Source organism: Pseudomonas sp. 05N431 (genome assembly GCF_056397005.1).
The window spans coordinates 157,327-177,576 of sequence record NZ_JBFTMN010000001.1; the positions used below are offsets into that span (position 1 = coordinate 157,327).

General features: G+C 61.2%; 13 protein-coding genes. 6 read left to right on the forward strand and 7 right to left on the reverse strand.

Translation table 11 applies throughout. The features are described from left to right. Positions 1-173: 173 nt before the first annotated feature. The 5 genes from AC1DIG_RS00745 to AC1DIG_RS00765 form a co-directional block, all read right to left on the reverse strand. Positions 174-1,493, reverse strand: a complete 1,320-nt coding sequence (locus AC1DIG_RS00745) for an outer membrane protein transport protein (RefSeq protein WP_477765689.1) — start codon at positions 1,491-1,493, stop codon at positions 174-176. Between the two features lie 161 nt (positions 1,494-1,654). Further along, positions 1,655-3,556 (reverse strand): acyl-CoA synthetase, encoded by a 1,902-nt coding sequence (locus tag AC1DIG_RS00750; RefSeq protein WP_477765690.1) that lies wholly within the window; start codon positions 3,554-3,556, stop codon positions 1,655-1,657. Beyond that, positions 3,556-4,512: a fumarylacetoacetate hydrolase family protein gene (locus AC1DIG_RS00755; protein ID WP_477765691.1), complete on the reverse strand. Its 957-nt coding sequence runs from the start codon at positions 4,510-4,512 to the stop codon at positions 3,556-3,558. The genes AC1DIG_RS00750 and AC1DIG_RS00755 overlap by 1 nt, the downstream gene beginning before the upstream one ends. An 81-nt stretch (positions 4,513-4,593) precedes the next feature. After that, positions 4,594-5,685, reverse strand: coding sequence for a VOC family protein (locus AC1DIG_RS00760; RefSeq protein ID WP_477765692.1), 1,092 nt, complete (start codon positions 5,683-5,685; stop codon positions 4,594-4,596). Positions 5,686-5,773: 88 nt separating this feature from the next. Beyond that, the gene (locus AC1DIG_RS00765; protein WP_477765693.1) at positions 5,774-6,388 is read right to left on the reverse strand and encodes a TetR/AcrR family transcriptional regulator; all 615 of its coding nucleotides are present in this window, start codon (positions 6,386-6,388) and stop codon (positions 5,774-5,776) included. A 366-nt stretch (positions 6,389-6,754) separates the two neighbouring features. Here AC1DIG_RS00765 and AC1DIG_RS00770 point away from each other — a divergent pair, with 366 nt between their 5' ends. Continuing rightward, on the forward strand, positions 6,755-7,999 hold the full coding sequence (locus tag AC1DIG_RS00770; protein WP_477765694.1) for an NADH:flavin oxidoreductase/NADH oxidase family protein: 1,245 nt from the start codon (positions 6,755-6,757) through the stop codon (positions 7,997-7,999). Between the two features lie 218 nt (positions 8,000-8,217). Here AC1DIG_RS00770 and AC1DIG_RS00775 read toward each other — a convergent pair whose 3' ends face one another. Together AC1DIG_RS00775 and mhpA are read right to left on the reverse strand one after the other, a co-directional pair. After that, entirely contained in the window at positions 8,218-8,862 is a 645-nt protein-coding gene (locus AC1DIG_RS00775) for a TetR/AcrR family transcriptional regulator (protein WP_477765695.1), read from the reverse strand. A gap of 2 nt (positions 8,863-8,864) precedes the next feature. Continuing rightward, a complete protein-coding gene (gene mhpA / locus AC1DIG_RS00780) occupies positions 8,865-10,523 on the reverse strand; it encodes a bifunctional 3-(3-hydroxy-phenyl)propionate/3-hydroxycinnamic acid hydroxylase MhpA (RefSeq protein ID WP_477765696.1) in 1,659 nt (552 codons plus the stop codon). A 341-nt stretch (positions 10,524-10,864) separates the two neighbouring features. On the opposite strand from mhpA, the gene AC1DIG_RS00785 reads away from it, so the two are divergent. The 5 genes from AC1DIG_RS00785 to AC1DIG_RS00805 all read left to right on the forward strand — a co-directional run bounded on the left by AC1DIG_RS00785 (position 10,865) and on the right by AC1DIG_RS00805 (position 20,112). Further along, the gene (locus AC1DIG_RS00785; protein ID WP_477765697.1) at positions 10,865-13,765 is read left to right on the forward strand and encodes an AAA family ATPase; all 2,901 of its coding nucleotides are present in this window, start codon (positions 10,865-10,867) and stop codon (positions 13,763-13,765) included. A 269-nt stretch (positions 13,766-14,034) separates the two neighbouring features. Next, a complete protein-coding gene (locus tag AC1DIG_RS00790; protein WP_477765698.1) occupies positions 14,035-14,250 on the forward strand; it encodes a hypothetical protein in 216 nt (71 codons plus the stop codon). Positions 14,251-14,368: 118 nt separating this feature from the next. Continuing rightward, on the forward strand, positions 14,369-15,874 hold the full coding sequence (locus AC1DIG_RS00795; protein WP_477765699.1) for an efflux transporter outer membrane subunit: 1,506 nt from the start codon (positions 14,369-14,371) through the stop codon (positions 15,872-15,874). Positions 15,875-15,904: 30 nt separating this feature from the next. Next, on the forward strand, positions 15,905-17,017 hold the full coding sequence (locus tag AC1DIG_RS00800; RefSeq protein WP_477765700.1) for an efflux RND transporter periplasmic adaptor subunit: 1,113 nt from the start codon (positions 15,905-15,907) through the stop codon (positions 17,015-17,017). Next, entirely contained in the window at positions 17,014-20,112 is a 3,099-nt protein-coding gene (locus AC1DIG_RS00805) for an efflux RND transporter permease subunit (RefSeq protein ID WP_477765701.1), read from the forward strand. Before AC1DIG_RS00800 ends, AC1DIG_RS00805 begins: the two co-directional genes overlap by 4 nt. Positions 20,113-20,250: the final 138 nt, after the last annotated feature.

The following is a 20,250-nucleotide window of genomic DNA, read 5'->3' on the forward strand; positions in this document are numbered from 1 at the left end:
GGAGGGTCAGCTTTTTGTCATGGCGTCGAATGATATTTCGTTGTACGTCGAGGCCGCGATTGACAGGCAAAACTGCGCCCCTCCCCCCGCAGGAAAAGTTGCCTGTCGATTAAAGGTGAACCTTCAGGAAGGCTTGCGAAAAAGGGCTCCCTTAAAAAAGGGTGTCGTGTCGATCAGTAGCGATAGGTTGCCTGCACTGAAAATCCATTCGCACTGTTTTCGTAATTGGCACTGTATTCAGGTTGAAGGCCGGAGCTGTTCGACTGCTTTACCGAGACTTTGGAATCCCAGAGATAACCATAAGCAAAGTCTATCGTCAGATCGGGAGTCGGCAAATAAGCGCCGCCCAAGGTCACGACTTGGCGGTTACCAACCGGAACGCGCACGCTGCGATCGGCATTTCCAATTGGCGACGGGTCATAGGCGTAGCCTGCGCGCATCATCCATTGCGGGGTCAATTGATAGGATGCGCCAACTGCGGTGGACCACGTGTCGTGCCAGTTCAATGGTTCGCCCACACGCTCCAGACCCGCACTCTGGCCAACGGCGGAAACATCGCTGTTGATTGCCTCGAACTTTTCGAGTCGGCTCCAACGTTTCCAGGTGGTCCCCAGGTATCCCGTCCAGCGACTATTGAAATGATGGGTGATGGACGTATCCACCGATTCGGGCATAGTAAGATCTATCTTGGCGGGATATTTTCCGTCCAGCGGGATAACGCTCGGGGAGCCGGAAACCTCAGTATGCCCTTTGAGGTGATAGTTCACCTTTGAGTGATAGTTAATCCCCCAACTCGTTGCCTCACTCAAGTCAAACAAGAGGCCGACGTTGTAGCCAATTGCCGTGTCATCGCCTTTGATGGTGACCCGTGTGTCCTGGCCGTTGTTCAGGGCACCGGTGGCCAAGTAATTCTGAAGGTTTGCATCGAAACGGTTTATGGTCGGTCCGCCACCAATGGACACGTAATCATTGATCCGATAGGCAATGGTGGGCTGCAGGGTTACCTCCTTGGTCGAGCTATAGGAACCATGGTAGCGGCCCTGAAAACTGCTCTCGTAGTCATTGATCAGACCACTCGGAGCATAGAGGCCCAGACCAATCGAAAGACGATCATCAAGCGGCGTCGACATATAGGCGAAAGGCACGACCGCCAAAGGTACCGAGTCCCCCTTATTCGTTCCTGCGACACTGCTCCGCGCATCACTAATCTCGTCGCTCCCCGAGATGATCCCGGCCCCTCCGGAAATCTCACTGCGCTGCAACTTGGTCAAGCCTGCAGGATTTCCAAAGATAGTGCTGGCGTCCAGCGCGGAGGACGACCTTCCCGCATAAGCCGTTCCCGCACTGCTGGCACTTTGTTCGTTAAGGGCAATGCCATTGGCGCTTGCCAGTGTAGAGGCGCTGAGCAGTGCCATGGCGCTGCTGAACTTGATCCACGCAGCACACTTTCGCTGAGCTGAGAGACACAGGACCGCACGGCTATTCAGTTTCATTTTCCACCTCTTGTTTATTGTTTTTGTTGATTGCACGCAGGCAAGGCTTCGCCTTCCTGTGCACTTGTCAGTGCCAGTTGGAGTGGATCGAAGTTGTGTAAAAGGCCCTGACTGACTAGTGCCAGGGCCTGTTTGCCGGATTTACGGAAGCGAATTCGGGCTCATTCAAGCCACTCGACTTGAAAGCTGTAGTGTCCGAGGAGAGGAGCCAGGACTTCCTGGTCAGTTCCGGCCCTGATGCAGGCGACATGCCCACGACGATTATCCTGCACGACCTCCACTGCAATACCCGAAAGCCCCAGGCGTTCCACTGCCTGATGGACCACCCGGGCAATCTCCCGCTGCTGCAAGGCAGGCTTGAATATCTTGCCCACGGCAGTCAGTGGCAGCGCTTCGAGGATTTCAATGCGCTTGGGAACTGCCGCCCGCTCGCTGATGTTGAGATGGGCGAACGCCTCAAGCTCTTCGGCGTTGCAGACTTGCCCGGGCCGCAGTTGAACGTAGGCGACCGGCACCTCGCCCGAGTAGACGTCGGGGCTGCCGATTGCAGCGGCCAGGGCGACGGCGGGATGGGTTTGCAGAGCCTCCTCGATTTGCTTGGGATCGATGTTGTGGCCGCCGCGGATGATTAACTCCTTCTTGCGCCCGGTCAGCCAGAAGTAACCCTGCGCATCCTGGCGCCCCAAATCACCCGTATTCAGCCAGCGCTGACCGTCGATATCGATCCAGAGGCCGCGGTTATGACTCTCTTCCAGATAGCCTCCGAAGAGGTTCGGGCCACTGATGGTGATGAGGCCGGTCTCATCCACGTTGGCGTCACGCAGGTACTCTCCAGAATCATTGAGCACAACCGCGCGCATATTCTGATAGGCGATCCGCATCCCGATGGAGCCGATACGGCGCTCGCCATGGGGTGGATTGATCGAGGAAACGCAGGCGCCCTCGGTCAGGCCATAACCTTCAAGGATCTTTACCCCGGTCCGGCGCTCGAACTCCCGGAACAGCTCAGCCGGCATCGGGGCGGCGCCACACATGGCATAGCGAAGACTGGACAGGTCGTGGCCCTGCCATTCATTTTGCAAAAGTGCGGCATAGACAGTGGGTACGCCGGAAAAGAAGTTGATACCGAAGTGCTCGACCATCTCCCAGAATCGCCGGATCACCCCCTCGCCTCGATACCCATGAGGTGTCCCGAGGATCACCTGGTCGCCTTGAGTCCAAGGCATCAGGCCCGTCACCAGCTGTCCATTGACATGAAACAGCGGCAAGCCACAAAAGATGACCTGGCCACTGCTGCGTGGCTGCATGTGAGCGGCCATGGCCCATGCATTAAAGACTTCCGAGCCATGGGTTCGCGCGGCGATTTTCGGGAGCCCGGTGGTGCCGCCCGTACAGATGTAGGAGGAGCATTCATCCTGGCGGATTTGCCGACCGCTCTTCAGGTGTGTGTGCGGCTGCGTATTCATCAGCGATTGCCAATCGTGGATCGCGATTGCGCTGTGCACGGCTCGTTCCTTCAGTGCAACGGAATTCAGGATCCCGCGCACAGGTTCGGCGACATAGGGTTCCATGCTGACCCAAACGACAGACCTGATCGCGGGCAACTGATCCAGCTGCGAAGCCAGTTTGGGCCACAGATCGCTGCCCGGAGTCGGTGCGAGTGTCACCACCACGGAGGCCTTCGCGGCACTCAGCAAGCCGGCCATCTGCTTGGCTTCGAGCAGAGGATTGATCGCCATGACGATGCCTGCCGCCTCCCCGCCCCAAATAGTGAAATGGGTTTCCGGCAGGTTGGGCAGGATGAACGCAAGCACCTCGCCCGGTTTTATGCCCAGGTCATGGAAGGCATTCGCCGCGCGGGTGATGTCCGTGAAGAGCTCGGAATAGCTCCAGTCGTGGGTGTTTTTGAAGTCAGTAGCGTCGGCGAAGAAACTCAATGCGGGTGCGTCGGGAGTACGCCCAGCCGCACGTCTCAGCGCTTCATAAGTGCTGGAAGCCAGGCCACGCTCCGACAAGGGGACTCGTTCGATATTTTCGATGTCGCTCAGGGTCTGCACCGTCATCAGGCTTCTCCCACAACTCGGTTGCGTTGCACGCCAAGGTCGATCACGCCATCGGCGCTGCGAATGCGCGCCTCGACCACATCACCTGGCTTGAGATACTGCGTCCGGCCTTCCTGCGCCTTGAGGAAAAGCTTCCACTTGGTGGCTTCCGGCATCAGCGCCGCAATCCGCTGTTTTGCAGGCGAAGGTACCGTTAGCGCACAGCCGGCAGGAGTGCCGGTGGCGATCAGGTCTCCGGGGGCGAGATCTTGCACTGATGAGAGTTCGGTCAGGGTTTCAGCGGGGCCGTAAACCAGGTTCGCCGTGCTGTCGTTCTGGCGCACCTGATCGTTGACCGTCAGGCGCAACTGCAGTGCTTTGAGGTAATGCATGTCCTTGGCATCCAGAAGGCAGAGGTAGGGACCGACCGGGCCAAACGTGCGGAAGCTCTTGCCCTTGTAGAACTGCATCTGGGGAATCTGAATGTCACGAGCCGAGTAGTCATTGACGATGACGACGCCTGCGATGAACTCATGCAGATTGGCGTCGGTGACAGTCACGGCGCCGGTGATCGCGCGTTTCATCACCAGCCCCAGTTCGATCTCGTAGTCAAGGAAGCGCACGGTGCGCGGCTTGATCAGGTCGCTGTCAGCCGCCACCAGGCAACTCGTCGCCTTGGTGAAGATCATGTTGAATTTCTTCGCATCCGGGTCCATACCCGACTCGATCATGTGCTGACGATAGTTGGCGCCCTGGCAGACGAACTGCTGGTTACGAGTCACCGGCGACAGCAGTTTCACTTCGCCTTCATCCAGCTCCGTACCGTTCAATCGAGCGAGGTCGTCGATACTGTTCTGGCGAATGAAGTCACCGGTGGTTTCAAAAACACCGGGGACAACAGTGATACGGCCTTGGCGTAGCACGCCCCAGTGGATACCGTTCTGAAACTCAAAGCGGACTACGTGTACAGCAGACATTGAAGGTACTCCTGGAGCGTGTTTGTCCCGCGCGCGGCAGCACGAGAACTGTGGTGTTGTTCTGAGGAAGGGCTGGCGGATCTACCCGAACATCCGCATCAGCGTTATCAACTTGCGAATGGTCAGGTCCGGGCTGCGTCGCAGGTTGCGGATCAGCGCACGCAGATTGCTCAAGCTCATCTTGGGTTTGGTAAAACTCTTGGGCATGCGCTGCCCCCACTGCGCCATCGCCTCGGGACTCACGGGATGGATGCCCGTAGGCTGTACGGCCGTGAAGATATCCCCGTCGCAGTAATGCTCGTGCTTATCGCCCCAAGGGTCCTGCCAGTAATCGAAGATCTGACTGCCCAGGATGTGCCGGCCGATTCCCCAGGAGTGCTCCCAGCCCCGCTCCCGCAAGACGCGCTGCCCCATGCCTACCGCGTCTGCATCGACGACCTCATAGGCGCTATGGCTGTAGGTGGCCATGAACCCTTGCGCGATCGCGAGCGTATGGTGAGCCGTGGGAATCTCACCAAGGTCAAGGCGCATGAAGGCGACGATCGGTGTGCCATCGGGGAGTACCTGCACATCGCTGGGAATAAACCCGAAATGCTGCGTATACCAGGCACAGGTCGCCTGGTAGTCGGCCACTTCAATCACGATGTGGCCCAGTTTGAGTATTTCAGGCGGTGCAATCGGCGGGCGCTGCGTGGCATTGATGCGTGGCTGCTCTTGCGTCAGATTCCAGGGAAGTGGGGCTCTGTGCGCCAGGGTTTTACCTGGAGCCTGGTCGCAAACGGCTTCCACAATGAACCCCGAAGGATCGGTCAGCCTGACGTAATGCCCACCGCCAGGATGTGCCGATTTCTCGACCGATGACGCGCCCGGGATTCGAGCTAGCTTCTGCAGATCCTTGAGCGACTGGACGGCCAGTCCGAACCCGACGAAGCGTGCATGTTCCGCTCGATGGACACGGTAACAATAGGCAGCCGGTCCAGTGGCGCGCAGATAAAGCGTATCGGCGCTCTGATGACTGACGGTCAAACCAAAGTCCGTCAGGAACCGCGCCGCCTCGTTCAAGTCCGGCCGTTGGAAGATCAGGTGAGTCAGATCCTGGGCCTTCACCGTCGGCTGCGGATGCCGGGCAGGATGTTGTGTCGCCAACTGGCACATTTCATTTTTGCTGTTCATTGTTCTTGTTTTCCGGTTTTTCAGGCCAAAACGATCCCCGCACCTCTGAAAATGCCAGAGGTGTTTTTTGTCAGGTCGGTTACCGCGCTTAGTCGAGTGGAGGAAGTGCCGGCAACTCTGTGGTCGCCAGCGCTCTAGCCTCCTCGTGAGGCACACCCAATGCCCGCAGCACCAGCTCGGCCGTGTCAGAGCCTGATTCGCGCCACGTTCTGTGCCCTTCCAGCACCAGGAAAATCGAGCCGAGGACGCTGCTCGATATCAGCGTCAGTACCGAGAGCAATTGCTCCTGCGCAAACGTGTACCGCCCACTGGACAGTCCGCTCAGAAGATCCGTAGTCGCTTGGCTGCTGAACATTTCGCGCAACGAAGAGTTGCTCATGGCGAATTTATGGATGAACGCCCCCCACTGGGGGTCCTCATGAGCTCGACGAATGAAGAATCGAATGCCATTGGCAAGGCGCTGAGCCGGATCGGAGAGGGAATTGAAGCTCTTGTTGACGCGCTCATGCATCTCCCTCGCGAGATAGCCGGCAACCTCCTCGAACAGGTTTCCCATGCTGACGATATTGCTATAGATCGTTCCGCGCGCCACGCCTGCCTCTTGCGCAAGGTCGAGGATGTTCACCTGGGAGGTGCCTTTTTCAGCGAACAGGCGAAAGGCGGCTCGATGAATGCGGCGCTGTATCGGATTTAGGGATTCCACGCTCTCTCTCCAGAATTACCTTATGACCCAATTGAACACTCGTGTTCATCTGCCGTCAACAAGGTTTTTCGAATCAAGAACGTTCTTCACGCTAAAAAACGTTCTATTCCTCTTAATTCCGGATTTCATGAGTGATATGGCAAGGTCAATAAAGGAGGCTGTAGACCTCTACATGTTGACTTAATTGAACACGCGTGTTCATCTTTGCAATAAATCTGGCTCCCCCCTCCTGGCAGGGCCTTCAAACCGGCCCATCGATGTCATTCAGGACCTCGACAATCCTGAGGAGCACCGTGCCGACGTCTCTCCAAAGGTATTGATCCTTAGCGATGACCGGCCGACTTTTCATTAACTGAAGGACAGAACATGACCGGCTCAAAGCTCTTCGAACCGCTTCGATTGCCTAACGGCACGGTGATTCCAAACCGAATCGCCAAGGCTGCCATGGAGGAGAACCTTGCCAACGAGGATCACGCACCAGGGGAAGCGCTGACCAGACTCTATCGGCGTTGGGCGGACGGTGGGGCCGGCCTGATCATCACTGGCAACGTCATGGTCGATCGCCACGCCTTGACCGGACCGGCGGGCGTGGTACTTGAAGACGATCAGTACCTGGGCAAATTCAGTCTATGGGCCGATGCTTGCCGCAGTCGTGGGGCTCAGGCCTGGATGCAAATCAATCATCCCGGACGGCAGCTATTGGCTTCAATGGGGCAATCTGCACGGGGGCCCTCCGCGATTGCTGTCGACATTCCCGGGTTATCAAAAGCTTTTGTGCCGCCCAGAGCCTTGAATGAGCTGGAGATCGAAGAGCTGATTGAGCGCTATACCCATGCGGCAGTGCTGGCCGAGCGTGCCGGATTCACCGGCGTGGAGATTCATGCGGCGCATGGCTATCTGTTCAGCCAATTCCTTTCGCCCTTGACCAACAGGCGTAGCGACCGCTGGGGTGGCAGCCTGGAAAATCGTGCGCAAATTCTCCTGCAAACCATCGATGCCATACGTCAGCGAGTGGCACCTAGCTTTTGCCTCGCAGTGAAGCTCAATTCCGCGGACTTTCAGCGAGGCGGTTTCGATGCTGAGGATGCAACTCGCGTAGTGGAAATGCTCAACGCCAAGGCGGTCGACCTGGTCGAGTTATCGGGTGGCAGCTACGAAAGCCCGGCGATGCAGGGGCAAACCCGCGACGGCAGCCGCCTGGCACGAGAAGCCTATTTTCTCGAGATCGCGCAGAGAATAGGAGAAATAGCGCGCATGCCGCTGATGGTCACCGGCGGCGTGCGTAGAAAAGAGGTCGCGGAACGCGTGGTGAGCGGCTCGGTGTCGATGGTGGGGCTTGCCACTGCACTGGCCATCGAGCCGGCCCTGCCAAGCCAGTGGATGGCCGGTCAGGACACCGAAGTGGAGCCCATCGTCGTGCGCTGGAAGAACAAGGCGCTGGCATCGCTTGCGTTGTCGTCGGTCGTCAAGAAGCAGCTCGGTTTGTTGAGCCAAGGGAAGCGGACAAAGCCCAGGACGTCGCCACTCATGGCATTGATCGGCAATCAGCTGAAATCTCGTCGCCAGGCGAAGAACTATCGGCAATGGATTGGCCGATTGCCAGTAAGTTAAGGCGACGACGCGGTCCGTAGCAGCTGGCGAAGCCTGCGTTCGGCTGCGAAGCAGTCGTAAAACCTGAATCCCGTTTCTCGCTGTTTAACCCGGTCGGCTGGTTTTACGGCCGCTGCGCAGCCGAACGCAGGCTACGCCAGCTGCTACGGGGAATGCGCGAAGGCAGAAGTCCTTCTTACCGGCATCGGGGTCTAGCGGGCTCGAGGATGACTTCAGGACTAGGGTAGCGGCTTGGCGGCGATTCGCTTGGCTCTGGCAGGTGTTGCGCCCAGAGCCTTGAGAATCATCTCGGCGACCCGCAGATCGTGCTCCGGCACCGCACGCCCCTCGACCACCGAACGCATGGCTCCGGTTGTGCACGATACGACCATGTCCAGGGCGATCCCTTCGTCCTCGTAAGCCAAAGTACCCGCGCGCAGACCATCACGCAGGTCGCCCAGCACATGGGCAGCCAAGCGCGAGCGCATGGTTTGATCGGAATGGATGATGCGCAGCAACGCGTTGGCCCATTGATGGTCGTACGCGGCCCGGCATACGAACATCCGCACGCCAATCGAAAGCCGCTGCGCGCCGCAGTGCACGTCCGAACTCAGGGCGGAAATGGCATCGGAAAACTCGGTCGCCATGGCGATGCCAACCGCCTCGAGTACTTCGTCGCGTGTCCGAAAATAGTTGTAGATGGTGCCGTTGGATACCTCGGCCTCCGCGGCGACGTCGAGCAGTGCAATCTCCCCCACCTCCTTGCGCGCGACAAGACGCAATGCCGCGTCCACCAGGCCGCGACGGGTGCGTTCACGCTTCTTGTGGCCTCGGGTGAGAGGCTCTTGCGCAGTTGCTTCTGAAGGACAAGTGGGGGACGGCATCTTCAGGCTCTTAATCGAGGGGGTTCGTTGATGGTAATGGAAACGTTATCGGCAGTGGAATCGGTGCAAGCCATCAGGATCTGGCAGTCTCGAATGAGACTGCCAGCCTCTACACCTGGAGCATGGTGCATGATGATGCGGTCAGGGCGAATCGCGACGAGCGTGCCTTTAGCCGCGAGCGGCAGGATGTCATGGTTCACGTCTTCAATGAAGTCGCAACGGCCGCCGGAGCGTTGGCCGCGTGTTCTGATTTCCAGGAAATGCCCCCCCATCTTTTCCCAGGAAACGACTTGAGCAGTGGTCAGCAGTGACAATGGGTCTACGCCGAATCCAACCAGGGTCAGGTTGTCTCCAAGAGCATCGTCACTCAGCTGGATCTGCTTTTGCGTGTTGCGAACCCAAGCCTGCGGAAACAGGCTGCCACGTACCAGCTTGTCGCCCCGACGATGCTTCACGAACAGACCCTGCTTGAAGATGTTCTTCGGCTTGATGTCCAACTGTTCGAAGTACCTCCTGGTAGCGGGAGTCAACGTCAGCATGCGCATCAGGCCGTGGATGAAGAAAGCTGCGAGCTTGTTTTTAGGCATCACCAGGCGGCCCATGAGTTTCGCCAGATTGATCATCGCCTGAGCATGGGGGCGGCGCTCTACGTCATAGGTATCGAGTACCGCCGGCGCGGCATAACCGCGAAGGACCCAGGCCAGTTTCCAGGCCAGGTTGGCGCCATCTCGAAGTCCCGCTACGAGCCCTTGCCCGACAAAAGGCGGAGTGATGTGCGCGGCGTCGCCAGCGAGGAAGATTCGGCCCTTGCTGAATCTGTTGCAGCAGCGCGCATGGAATCGATACACCGCCTTGCGTTCGATTTCCAGCTCCTGCGGTTTGATCCATGGGGCAATCAGCCGGGCGATGCTTTCCGGGCTTTCCAGCTCTTCGCGCGATTCGCCGGGTTGTAGCATGAACTCCCAGCGCTCCCTGCCGCCGGGTGCAGGCATGTGCGGCGTTGGGCGCCGTGGATCACAGAGAAACTCAATGTGATCAATCGCTGACTTATGCCGGTTCATGACATCGACAATCAGCCAATCCTCCGCATAGGTCTGCCCTTCAAACTCCTGGCCAATCAGTGTTCTGACCCTGGAGCTTGCGCCATCCGCACCGATCACGTACTGGGCGCGAACGGAATGCGATCGGCCATCCTGATCCCGTACGGAGGCGACGACGCCGTCCGACTCCTCGACCAGGCTTTCGAGCTCGAAGCCGCCCAGGCTGGTCACTGACTTCAGCCGGGAAACCTGGCTGCGCATCGCTCGTTCGAGGTCGGGTTGATAGAAGGTCACAAGCTTGGGGTGGCCGTCGATACACCCGGCAGTGTTGGCACGACCGAATTGCCCGAGAACCGGCGAATGCATCTTCACTTCAGGGATTGCAATCTTCTCGAAAGCCTCCTCCGACAATCCGGCGAGTTGCAGGATACGCAGCGCTTCGTTGTCCAGGGCAATCGCGCGGGGCATCAGAACGATCTCATGGATCTTGTCCAGCACCAGTGTCTTGACCCCATAGCGGCCGAGCAGCGCCGCGATTGTCGCACCGACCGGACCGTTACCGACGACCAGCACATCGACGGCGACGGGAGGCAGTTCGGGTACTTTCTTGTTGTTGTTCATATCGAGCCCTTGTTGTGATTGAAGTCGTGGGACGCGCAGGTCTCCTCGTCAGGCAAGGTGAAGATATGAAATATTGATACATATTTCAATATTGATATTTTTGTCATTATTTTTTTGAGATCATTACCACACCAAAATGAGGCCACGCAGGCTGTGTCGAGAGTGTCAGGGGGCTTGCGAATCGAGTCCGGTCCGAAGAGACGAATTCCGGATACCCGAGGAGTGAAGTCACGCTTGCATCAGTTTCCGACCGGTGAGGCTTGGCTTCCGAGCCGATCAGCGTTGTCATGGAAGCCATGCTTCACAGCGCATAACTATGTTTTAGTCTTCAGGAATCAAACGTGGCGCGTCCGCAGCCCCATCAGAACCCAGTCCAGCTCTGCTTCGTCGAGTTCGAGCTCGACGAGGCCAACGCCTGCTTGTTACGTAATGGAGAAACCGTGGCGTTGGCGCCGACACCCTTCACCCTGCTGTGCGTGCTTGCCCGCCAGCCGGGATCGCTGGTGAGCAAGGATGCCCTGCTTGATGCCGTGTGGGGGCATCGGTTTGTCAGCGATTCAGTGCTGAAGACGGCCATCAGCGATCTGCGCAAGGTGTTGGGCGACGACCCCAGGCAACCCCGATTCATCGAGACGGTGTCGCGGCGTGGCTATCGCTTCATCGCCGCACCGTCCCCTGCCCCTTCGATGCCGCCTGCATCCACGACGGTATCAGCCGCTGGCGCGCATCCGTCGCCGCCATTCATCGGGCGCACCGACGAGGTTTCAAGGCTGCAACGGGCGTGGGAGCGGGCTTACGGTGGCCAACGTGCAGTGGTCTGGCTCGCCGGAGAACCGGGGATTGGCAAGACCACGCTGATCGAACATTTCCTTGCCAGCCTTGGCGGCGGCATCGCCTGCGCACGCGGCCATTGCGTGGAACACTACGGTACCGGCGAGCCGTACCTGCCGGTGCTGGAGGCGTTAGCCGATCTGTGCCGCAGCGACCCCACCCTGCCGGCGCTGTTGCGCGCCGTGGCGCCGACCTGGCTGCTGCAACTGCCGTGGCTGAGCACTACAGAGGAGCGCGACGCATTGCGGCGCGAGCTTGCCGGCATCGGCCCGGACCGCATGCTGCGGGAAATGGGCGAACTGCTGGACCGCTACACGGAGCAGCGCCCGCTGTTACTGGTGACCGAAGACCTGCACTGGAGCGATCGGGCGACGGTCCAGCTCATCGACTATCTGGCGCGGCGACGTAGCCCCATGCGGCTTATGTGGCTGTCGAGCTTTCGCCTCGCCGAGGTGGTAGCGCTCGATCATCCGCTCAGCTCGCTGCGCCACGAACTGCGCCTGCAACGCCTGTGCGAGGAAGTGGTGCTCGATCCGTTCTCGGAAACAGAGGTCGCTGACTATATTGCGCTGCGTTCCACCTCCTTGGCGCGAGATGAAACTTTCGTGCGGACCCTGCACGAGCGCACTGACGGTGTGCCGTTGTTCGTATCATCAGTCATCAGTGAAGTGATGGACCCAACGGATGACGACGCCACCATCGAGGCTCGGCTGGCGGGATTGGCGGTCCCCGAGAACCTCGCGGCCATCATCGATCACTACATCACCAAGCTCGGACAGGAGCAGCGTGCGCTGCTTTCGGCGGCAGCGGTGTGCGGCGTCGAATTCCGGATCGAGACGGTTTCCCGGGCCCTCGAGCGCGACCTCGCGTCTGTGGCCGACACCTGCGAGGAACTGGTGCGCGAGCAGGTATGGCTCACACGGTCGCGGGCCACCGATGTCGAAGAAACGGTAGAACCACCCTACTCGTTCCGGCATGCCCTCTTCCGCCAGGTGCTGTACGACCGCACGCCACGCTCATTGCGCACCCACCTTCATCGCCAGGTTGGTGCGGCTCTCGAACGCGAACGCACGGCCGGCATACCGGTCGCAGCCTCGGAGCTGGCAATGCACTTCGACCGGGCTCGGCAGCCGATGGTCGCGCTGCGCTACTACGCCGAGGCCGCAGAAGCCGCGCTGCTGCACTTCAGCCCGGCCTTGTGCATCGGCCTCACTGAGCGCGCGTTGGTCCTGCTGACGCAGGCAGCGGACGGGACCGAGCGCGCTACGCTCGAAATCACCTTGGCCACGCTGCAGGGGGTATCGGCTTTCCACACGTTCGGTGTCGGCAACGAAGCCAGGAACGCGTTCGAACGCGCGTACACGCTGCTAGCGGATGTACCCGAGCATCCAATGCGCGGTCGCCTGCTGCACGGATTCGGCTATCTGCTGGGTCTGCGTGGCGACTATGCGCTGGCGCTGGAGGTGGCGGAACGCGCCGAAGCCCTCTCGTCCGAGACAAACGACCCCATGCTCATGCTGGCGGCGTGCATCGTGCAGGGCGAAGTGCATCACCTTCAGGGTCGCACGCAGACGACCCGCCGTTGGCTAGAGCGCGCCCTCGCGATTGCCGAGCCGCTGGACATCGGGGCAAACGAGGTTTTTGCGACCGACCCTCAGGTCATGCTGCACGGAATGCTGGCCATAGAACTCGTGCGTTCTGGCCTGGTTCTACAAGGCCGAGCCCACATGCAGCGGGCGCGGACCCGCGCGCAGATGCTTCGCCAACCGATGACCTGGCTGGTCGCCACCTGGCAGGAAGTGTTGATCGAGGTGCGGATGGGCAACTCTGTGCGTGTGGCAGCACTGGCTGACGACCTGCAGAAGCTGGTCGATGAGTATTCGCTCGCACTGGGACGTACGGCTTGCCGCTGGTGGCGCGGCTGGGCCGACGCGCGCAATGGCGTGCCGCGCGAAGGCTACCGACGCATCCGCGAGGCCTACGAAGAACACACCGGGCTCGGCATGCGCTCCGGCGCCAGCGAGGTGCTCGGCTACGCCGCCGAGGCGTTGCTACTGGCGGGTGACTACGACGCCGCCCGCGTCGAGCTGGAGCAAGCGCTACGGGTCGGGGAAGAACTGGGCGAGCGCGTATACCTGCCGCAACTGTTGCTGCTGGAGGCAGCGATTGCGCGGATGCAGGGCCGGTTCGACGCCGGCAACACTGCGGTTCGGCATGCGATTGAAGAGGCTCGCGCCCAGGAAGCACCCTGGCTGGAATTGCTCGCGCTGGTCGAACTGTGCGAGCACCACGACGCCACGGCCGAGGACCACCAGGCATTGGCGAGGCTGATTGACCAGTCGCCCGAAACCGACGGAACCGAGCTGGTGAAACATGCACGCTCACTGCTTCAGGCTGCCAAGCCTGCTTGAAGCGTTAAGGACACAACCCTGTGGGAGCGAGCTTGCTCCGGGCGGCGTTCCGACGATGACGGCAGTACATTCAGCATCAATATTGGCTGACCCACCGCTATCGCGAGCAAGCTCGCTCCCACAGGTTTTCGGTGTTCAAGCCCTTAACTTACCGGCATTAATTTCTGTCGGAGCGGCGCAGTCCCGACCCAAACCCGACCTTTCGCTTACGACTCCACCCGGGGGACGACCTACGCTGTCGTCGAACTTTCCCGAGCCCCTGGTCTGCGATGATCCTGAACCCTGAATCCAAGTACCCGAGCCGCCGCTCCTACGTAGTGAAGCTGCGTGGCGATGCCGCGCCGGGGGCCCTCGTCGGCCGCCTCGAAAACCTCGTCACCGGGCGTCAGCGCGAGTTCTCGTCCGCCGAAGAGCTGCTGGAGTCGATTGCCTCGGACCTTGCGTCGGCGGCCGGCGAGCACACGGCAAATGCCGACGGCGAGTGACGCCCCCAACCTGAATGAGCGCTCGATATGGCGACCGAACGGCGACGCTTCGCTGACGACTTCGCGCACACCGGGCCCTACGCTGTTGCCATTCTCGAATCCACACGAGTCCAATGCGATGCCGCAACTTCCAGTTTCCTTTCCACTGCCCCTCCACACCGGCCGGACGACCTCTCAACGGGCCGGGCTCGCCGTTGCGGTCGCCCTTGCCTCTTCGCTCGCCCTCGCCCTGGCCGGTTGCTCCACGCCGGTCGTCAAGCCGTCGGTCGACCTGCCGAGCAACTTCGCCGCGAGCACGGCCTCCGAGATGGAACCCGAGGCGGCGTGGTGGGAGGTCTACCACGACCCGATGCTGACGGATCTGGTGCGCCGAGCAGCGCGTGAAAACCGCGACGTCAAGATTGCCGCCGAGCGTCTGCGCGCCGCGCGTGCCGGCGAAACGGTCAGCCGTTCCTGGCTGCTCCCGAGCGTCGGCGCATCCGCCTCCGGCAGCGATCGCAGCAGCGGCTACAACTCGGCCACGAAGCAGGGTTATCCGGACACCAAGACCACCAGTGTGGGCCTGGATGTCTCGTGGGAGCTCGACCTGAGCGGCCGCCTGCGCGCCGGTGCAGCGGCGGCCAACGCCGATGCACTGGCCGCAGAGGACAGCATGCGCGGCGTACGCCTGCTGGTGATGAGCGATGTCGTCAGCAACTACTTCTCATTGGTCGGCGCGCAGCGCCAGGTCGCGACACTGCGCGCCATCTCGGCGATGCAGGACGAGACGCTGCGTCTGGTCACCGCGCGCCAGCAGGCGGGGCTGGCATCCGCCTTCGACGTCGAGCGCGCACAGACCGATGCCTTGTCGGCACGGGCGCAGATTCCGCCACTGGAAACGCTGGCGGCGGTGTCGCGTCATCGTATCGCGGTGCTGATCGCCGACCAGTCCTTCAATACCGCGAACATCCAGCCCTCGAGTGTCGATGTGGCAGCGGTACCCGAGGCCAAGCCGGGCCAGCCCGCCGCGCTGCTGCAACGCCGACCTGACGTGCTGGCGCTGATGGCACAGCTCGACGCAGCCAATGCGCGCCGCCAGCAGGCCGCAGCCGAATGGTTCCCGCAACTTTTCCTCGGTGCTTCCTTCGGTCGCCAGGGCCTGAACGTGAACGGCGCCGATCTCGGCGTTGCTCGCTTCACCAACGTGGCGGGCCTGCTGGCGATGCCGATCTTCAACGCCGGGCGCACGCAAGCGATCAACGAGGCTGCTGAAAGTGCTCAACACGAGGCGCTGCTGCGCGCCGAAGACGGCATCGTACGGGCGCTCGAGGATGTGGAGAACGCTCTCGTTACGCTGTCGCAGGAGCGCCGCCGCGCCGGGTCGCTGCAATTGGCCGCCGCGTCCGCGGAGTCTGCGCAGAACCGCGCCCAGTCGCTCTATAACCGCGGGCAGGTCGATCTGTTGCCACTGCTGGATTCGCAGCAGGCGCGTCTGACGGCACGTCTGAACGCCAACGACAGCAACACCCGCCTGCTGCTCGATAGCGTGCAGCTCTACAAGGCGCTGGGCGGGGGTTGGCAGGTGTTCGAGCAACCCACCACCCCCACTGCCGCCACCAAAGCCGACCGGCCACCACTTTCCTGAGATCCAGTCGTTTTTCAAAGAGGAACCGCCTTGAAGAATTCCCTTACTGCGGCCGGCGCTCTGGCCGTTGCCGTCATGCTGTCTGCCTGTAGCCCGGACCAGCCCACCGTGCAAACACCACGCCCGGTGCGCACGGTTGAAATCAACTATGACAATGCCCGCGAAGCCAGTCGCTACGTGGGCACCGTACAGTCGCGGCATGAAGTCGAGCAGGCCTTCCGCGTTGGCGGCAAGGTCGCCCAGCGCAAGGTCGATGTAGGCCAGTTTGTGCACGAAGGCGACATACTGGCTGTGCTGGATGACAGCGATTACCGCCTCGCTGAGGAAGCGTCGCAGCAGCAATGGGCGGTTGCCGTCGAGCAGACGCATCAGGCTGACTCGGACCGCCAGCGCCTGACCGCGTTGAAGGTTGACGGCTCGGTCAGTGCCGCCGACGACGAGCGTGCCCATACCAATGCCCAGACCGCGCATGCGACCGCCGAAGCCGAGGCTCGAAAGCTTGAACTCGCGCGCAACCGGCTCAAGTACACCGTGCTGCGCGCCTCTCGAAACGGCGTCGTCACGGCTGTGCGCTTTGAGGCGGGGCAAATCGTGGCCGAGGGCCAACCGGTTGTCTCGGTGGCGAATCCGGATGAATCCGAGATCGTCGTCGATGTGCCCGAGGATCAGCTATCGGCCTTCAAGGAGGCGCGTTTCAAGGCCTCGCTGGCCAGCGCGCCAAACGAGACCTTCGATGTCACGCTGCGCGAGTTGTCGCCACAGGCTGCAGCGCAGACACGCACCTATCGCGCGCGGCTCAAGCCGGTGAATGCGCTGCCGCTGGGCGCCACTGCCACGGTAATGGCCGAGCGCAAGATGACAAATGTCTCGGTGGCGGCGGTACCCGCCACGGCACTGACGCAAAACGGCGGTCAGCCGGCGCTGTGGGTGGTCACGCCCGCGGGCAAGGATCCGGTCGGCACCGTCGAACTGGAGCGAGTGGCCGTTTGGGGCTATCGCAACGACGAAGTGCTCGTCTCCGGGCCGCAGGCCGGCGTATTGGTCGTCACCGCCGGGGTCCAGAAGATGACATCCGGGCTGAAGGTCGCGCTTCCCGGCGCGGCGATCGTTGACGCGAATACCACGCAGCAGGCCACCCGATGAACAACTTCAACCTCACCGACTGGGCGCTGCGTCATCGCGCCATCGTCCTGTTCATGCTGATCATCGTAGCCGTGGCCGGTGTCTTCAGTTTCACCCGGCTCGGTCAGCTCGAGGATCCGAACTTTTCCGTGCCTTCCATGACCGCGATCGTCATCTGGCCGGGCGCAACCGCCCAGCAGATGCAAGACCAGGTCCTCAACCGCATGGAGAAGAAATTCGAGCAGATCGACAACTTCGAGAAGGTCGTCACCTACGCGCGGCAAGGCTACGCGGGCATGACGCTGACCGTACGCGGCGGCACCTCCAAGGCCGACCAGCGCGAGGCCTGGTATCAGGCGCGCAAAAAACTCAACGACCTGAACCGTGAGCTGCCTGACGGCGTGATCGGTCCGATCGTAAACGACGAGTACGGCGACGTGTATGGCCTGATGTACGCGGTCAAGGGCGACGGCGTCGGCCACGCCGACTTGTCGGACGCGGCCGAAGACATCAAGCGCAGCCTGCTGAAAGTGCCGATGGTCAAGAAGATCGATGTCATCGGCAAGCAGGCCAAGCGTGTCTACGTCGAGTTCTCGCACGAGCGCCTGGCAGCGCTGGGCATTACACCACTCGCCATCGCCGAAAGCCTGAAGAGTCAGAACGCCCTGTTGCCCGCTGGACAGATCGACACCAACGGCGACCGCGTCATGGTCCGTGTGAGCGGCCAGTTCGCCAGCGAAGAAGCTATCCGCAACGTACCCATCACCGCGGGCGGGCGGTTGATCAAGCTCGGCGACATCGCGACCGTATCGCGCGGCTTTGAGGATCCGCCGACCTACACGGTTCGCCACAATGGCCAGCCGGTGCTGATGCTTGGCGTCACGATGACCAGCGACGGCAATATCGTGGACCTCGGCAAGGCGATGGAGACGGCGGTCGCCAAGATCCAGTCCGAACTGCCGCACGGCGTGGAACTGGAGCGCGTAGCCGACCAGCCCTCCACGGTGAAAGATGCGATCTGGGACTTCGAGCGGTCGCTGATGGAAGCGCTGATCATCGTGATCGCGGTGAGCCTGGCCAGTCTCGGCTGGCGCACCGGCCTTGTGGTCGCGACCTCGGTGCCGCTGGTGTTGGGTGGCGTGGCGCTGGTGATGCTGGCGATGGGCTGGAACCTCGAGCGCATCTCGCTCGGCTCGCTGATCATTGCGCTCGGCCTGTTGGTCGATGACGCGATCATCGCTATCGAAATGATGGTGGTGAAGATGGAGGCCGGCATGGACCGCGTGAAAGCGGCCGCCTTCTCCTACCAGTCCACTGCCATGCCGCGCCTGACGGGCGCACTGATCACTGTCGTGGGCTTCTTGCCCATCGGCCTCTCGAAGTCCACCACCGGCGAGTACGCGGGTGGGATTTTCTGGATCGTCGGCGCTGCGGTGCTGTTTTCGTGGATCTGCTCGGGTATCTTCACACCCTACCTGGCGGTCAAGATGCTGCCCAAGGATTTTGGCAAGCACCAGCATGCCAATGACCCGTACGGCACGAAGTTCTACCGCACGCTGCGCGGCCTGATCGACACCGCCATCGAGCGCCGCTGGGTGGTCATCGGTGCAACGTTTGGCGCCCTGGCGCTTGCGCTGGCCGGCATGAAGTTTGTGCCGCAGCAGTTCTTCCCCAACAGTTCGCGCCCTGAGCTGGTCGTCGACTTGCGCATGAAAGAAGGTTCGTCCTTCGCGGCGACCACCGAGCAGGTCAAGCGGATGGAAGCGCAGCTGTCGAAGGATGAGGAGGTCAAGTACTTCACCGCCTACACCGGCGCCGGCGCACCGCGCTTCTATCTGTCGCTCAACCCCGAACTGCCGAACCCGGGCTTTGCCCAGTTCGTTGTGATGACCAAGGATCTGGATGCGCGCGAGCGGGTACGTACCCGGCTGATGGCCGCGGCCGACCAGCAGTTCCCGCAGGCGTGGGTGCGTGTAACCCGGCTTGAGCTGGGACCGCCCGTCGGTTACCCGGTGCAGTTCCGCGTCGTCGGTCCCGATACCCAGGTGGTGCGCCGGATCGCCCGCGATGTGGAGAAAGTGGTCGCGGCCAGTCCGAAGGTGCGCGACCTCCAGCTCGACTGGAACGACCCGGTTCGCACGCTGAAAGTGCAGCTTGATCAGGACAAGGCAAGCGCGCTGGGCCTCACGCCGGCCGAGGTGTCGCTGGCGACCCAGACCGTGATGAACGGCGCAACCGTGTCGCAGCTGCGTGAGCACGAAGACCTGATCGACATCGTGGCCCGTGCCGTGCCTGAGGAACGTTTGAACCTCGACACGCTGAAAGACATCAACCTGTACACGCGCCAGGGCACGGTGGTGCCACTGTCGCAAGTTGCACAGGTGCACTCTGAGCTGGAAGAACCGGTGCTGTGGCGCCGCAACCGCGACATGGCGATCACGGTGCGTGCCGACGTGAAGGATGGCGAGCAAGGTGTATCGGTGACGCAGGAGATCCAGCCATTGCTCAAGGACATCGAAGCCAAACTGCCGACGGGCTACCGCATCGACGTGGGCGGTGCGGTAGAGGAAAGTGACAAGGCCAACAAGGCGCTGCTCGCCGTGGCCCCGCTGATGCTGATCACCATCCTGCTGCTACTGATGCTGCAACTGCAGAACTTTTCCCGCATGTGGATGGTGATGCTGACTGCACCGCTGGGCCTGATCGGTGTGGTGCCGGCGCTGTTGGTGTTCCAGTCGCCGCTGGGCTTCGTCGCAATCCTGGGCATCATCGCCCTGGGTGGCATGATCATGCGCAACTCGGTGATCCTGATCGACCAGGTGCAAACCGAGATCGCTGAAGGGCGCGACCCGTGGAATGCCGTGCTGGATGCCGCGATTCACCGGGCCCGTCCGGTAATGCTGACGGCACTGGCCACCGTACTCGCAATGGTCCCGCTGACGCGCAGTGTGTTCTGGGGGCCGATGGCCATTGCGATCATGGGCGGCCTTACCGTGGCGACGCTACTGACGATCTTCTTCGTCCCCGCGCTGTACGCCGCATGGTTCAAGGTGGGTCGCCAGACGGTCGCTGGCACTCAACCGATGAAGGGGGATGCCGCGCTCGCTTCTGAGTGATGAGTGCCGTGGCGTTGTGCGACCGGCCTCACCGCTATCAGCAAGGATTGCTCAGCGCCGCTTCTGAACACAATTGAGGTCTCTGCTTCGTCTGCAACACGCCTCCTGCCTACACAGGATTGGGTGTGTTGCAGACTG

What these genes read in the sequence shown, in the direction of transcription:
- AC1DIG_RS00745 (WP_477765689.1), bottom strand. Translation starts at nt 1,493, where the DNA reads ATGAAACTGAATAGCCGTGCGGTCCTGTGTCTCTCAGCTCAGCGAAAG.
- AC1DIG_RS00750 (WP_477765690.1), bottom strand. Translation starts at nt 3,556, where the DNA reads ATGACGGTGCAGACCCTGAGCGACATCGAAAATATCGAACGAGTCCCC.
- AC1DIG_RS00755 (WP_477765691.1), bottom strand. Translation starts at nt 4,512, where the DNA reads ATGTCTGCTGTACACGTAGTCCGCTTTGAGTTTCAGAACGGTATCCAC.
- AC1DIG_RS00760 (WP_477765692.1), bottom strand. Translation starts at nt 5,685, where the DNA reads ATGAACAGCAAAAATGAAATGTGCCAGTTGGCGACACAACATCCTGCC.
- AC1DIG_RS00770 (WP_477765694.1), top strand. Translation starts at nt 6,755, where the DNA reads ATGACCGGCTCAAAGCTCTTCGAACCGCTTCGATTGCCTAACGGCACG.
- AC1DIG_RS00775 (WP_477765695.1), bottom strand. Translation starts at nt 8,862, where the DNA reads ATGCCGTCCCCCACTTGTCCTTCAGAAGCAACTGCGCAAGAGCCTCTC.
- mhpA (WP_477765696.1), bottom strand. Translation starts at nt 10,523, where the DNA reads ATGAACAACAACAAGAAAGTACCCGAACTGCCTCCCGTCGCCGTCGAT.
- AC1DIG_RS00790 (WP_477765698.1), top strand. Translation starts at nt 14,035, where the DNA reads ATGATCCTGAACCCTGAATCCAAGTACCCGAGCCGCCGCTCCTACGTA.
- AC1DIG_RS00795 (WP_477765699.1), top strand. Translation starts at nt 14,369, where the DNA reads ATGCCGCAACTTCCAGTTTCCTTTCCACTGCCCCTCCACACCGGCCGG.
- AC1DIG_RS00805 (WP_477765701.1), top strand. Translation starts at nt 17,014, where the DNA reads ATGAACAACTTCAACCTCACCGACTGGGCGCTGCGTCATCGCGCCATC.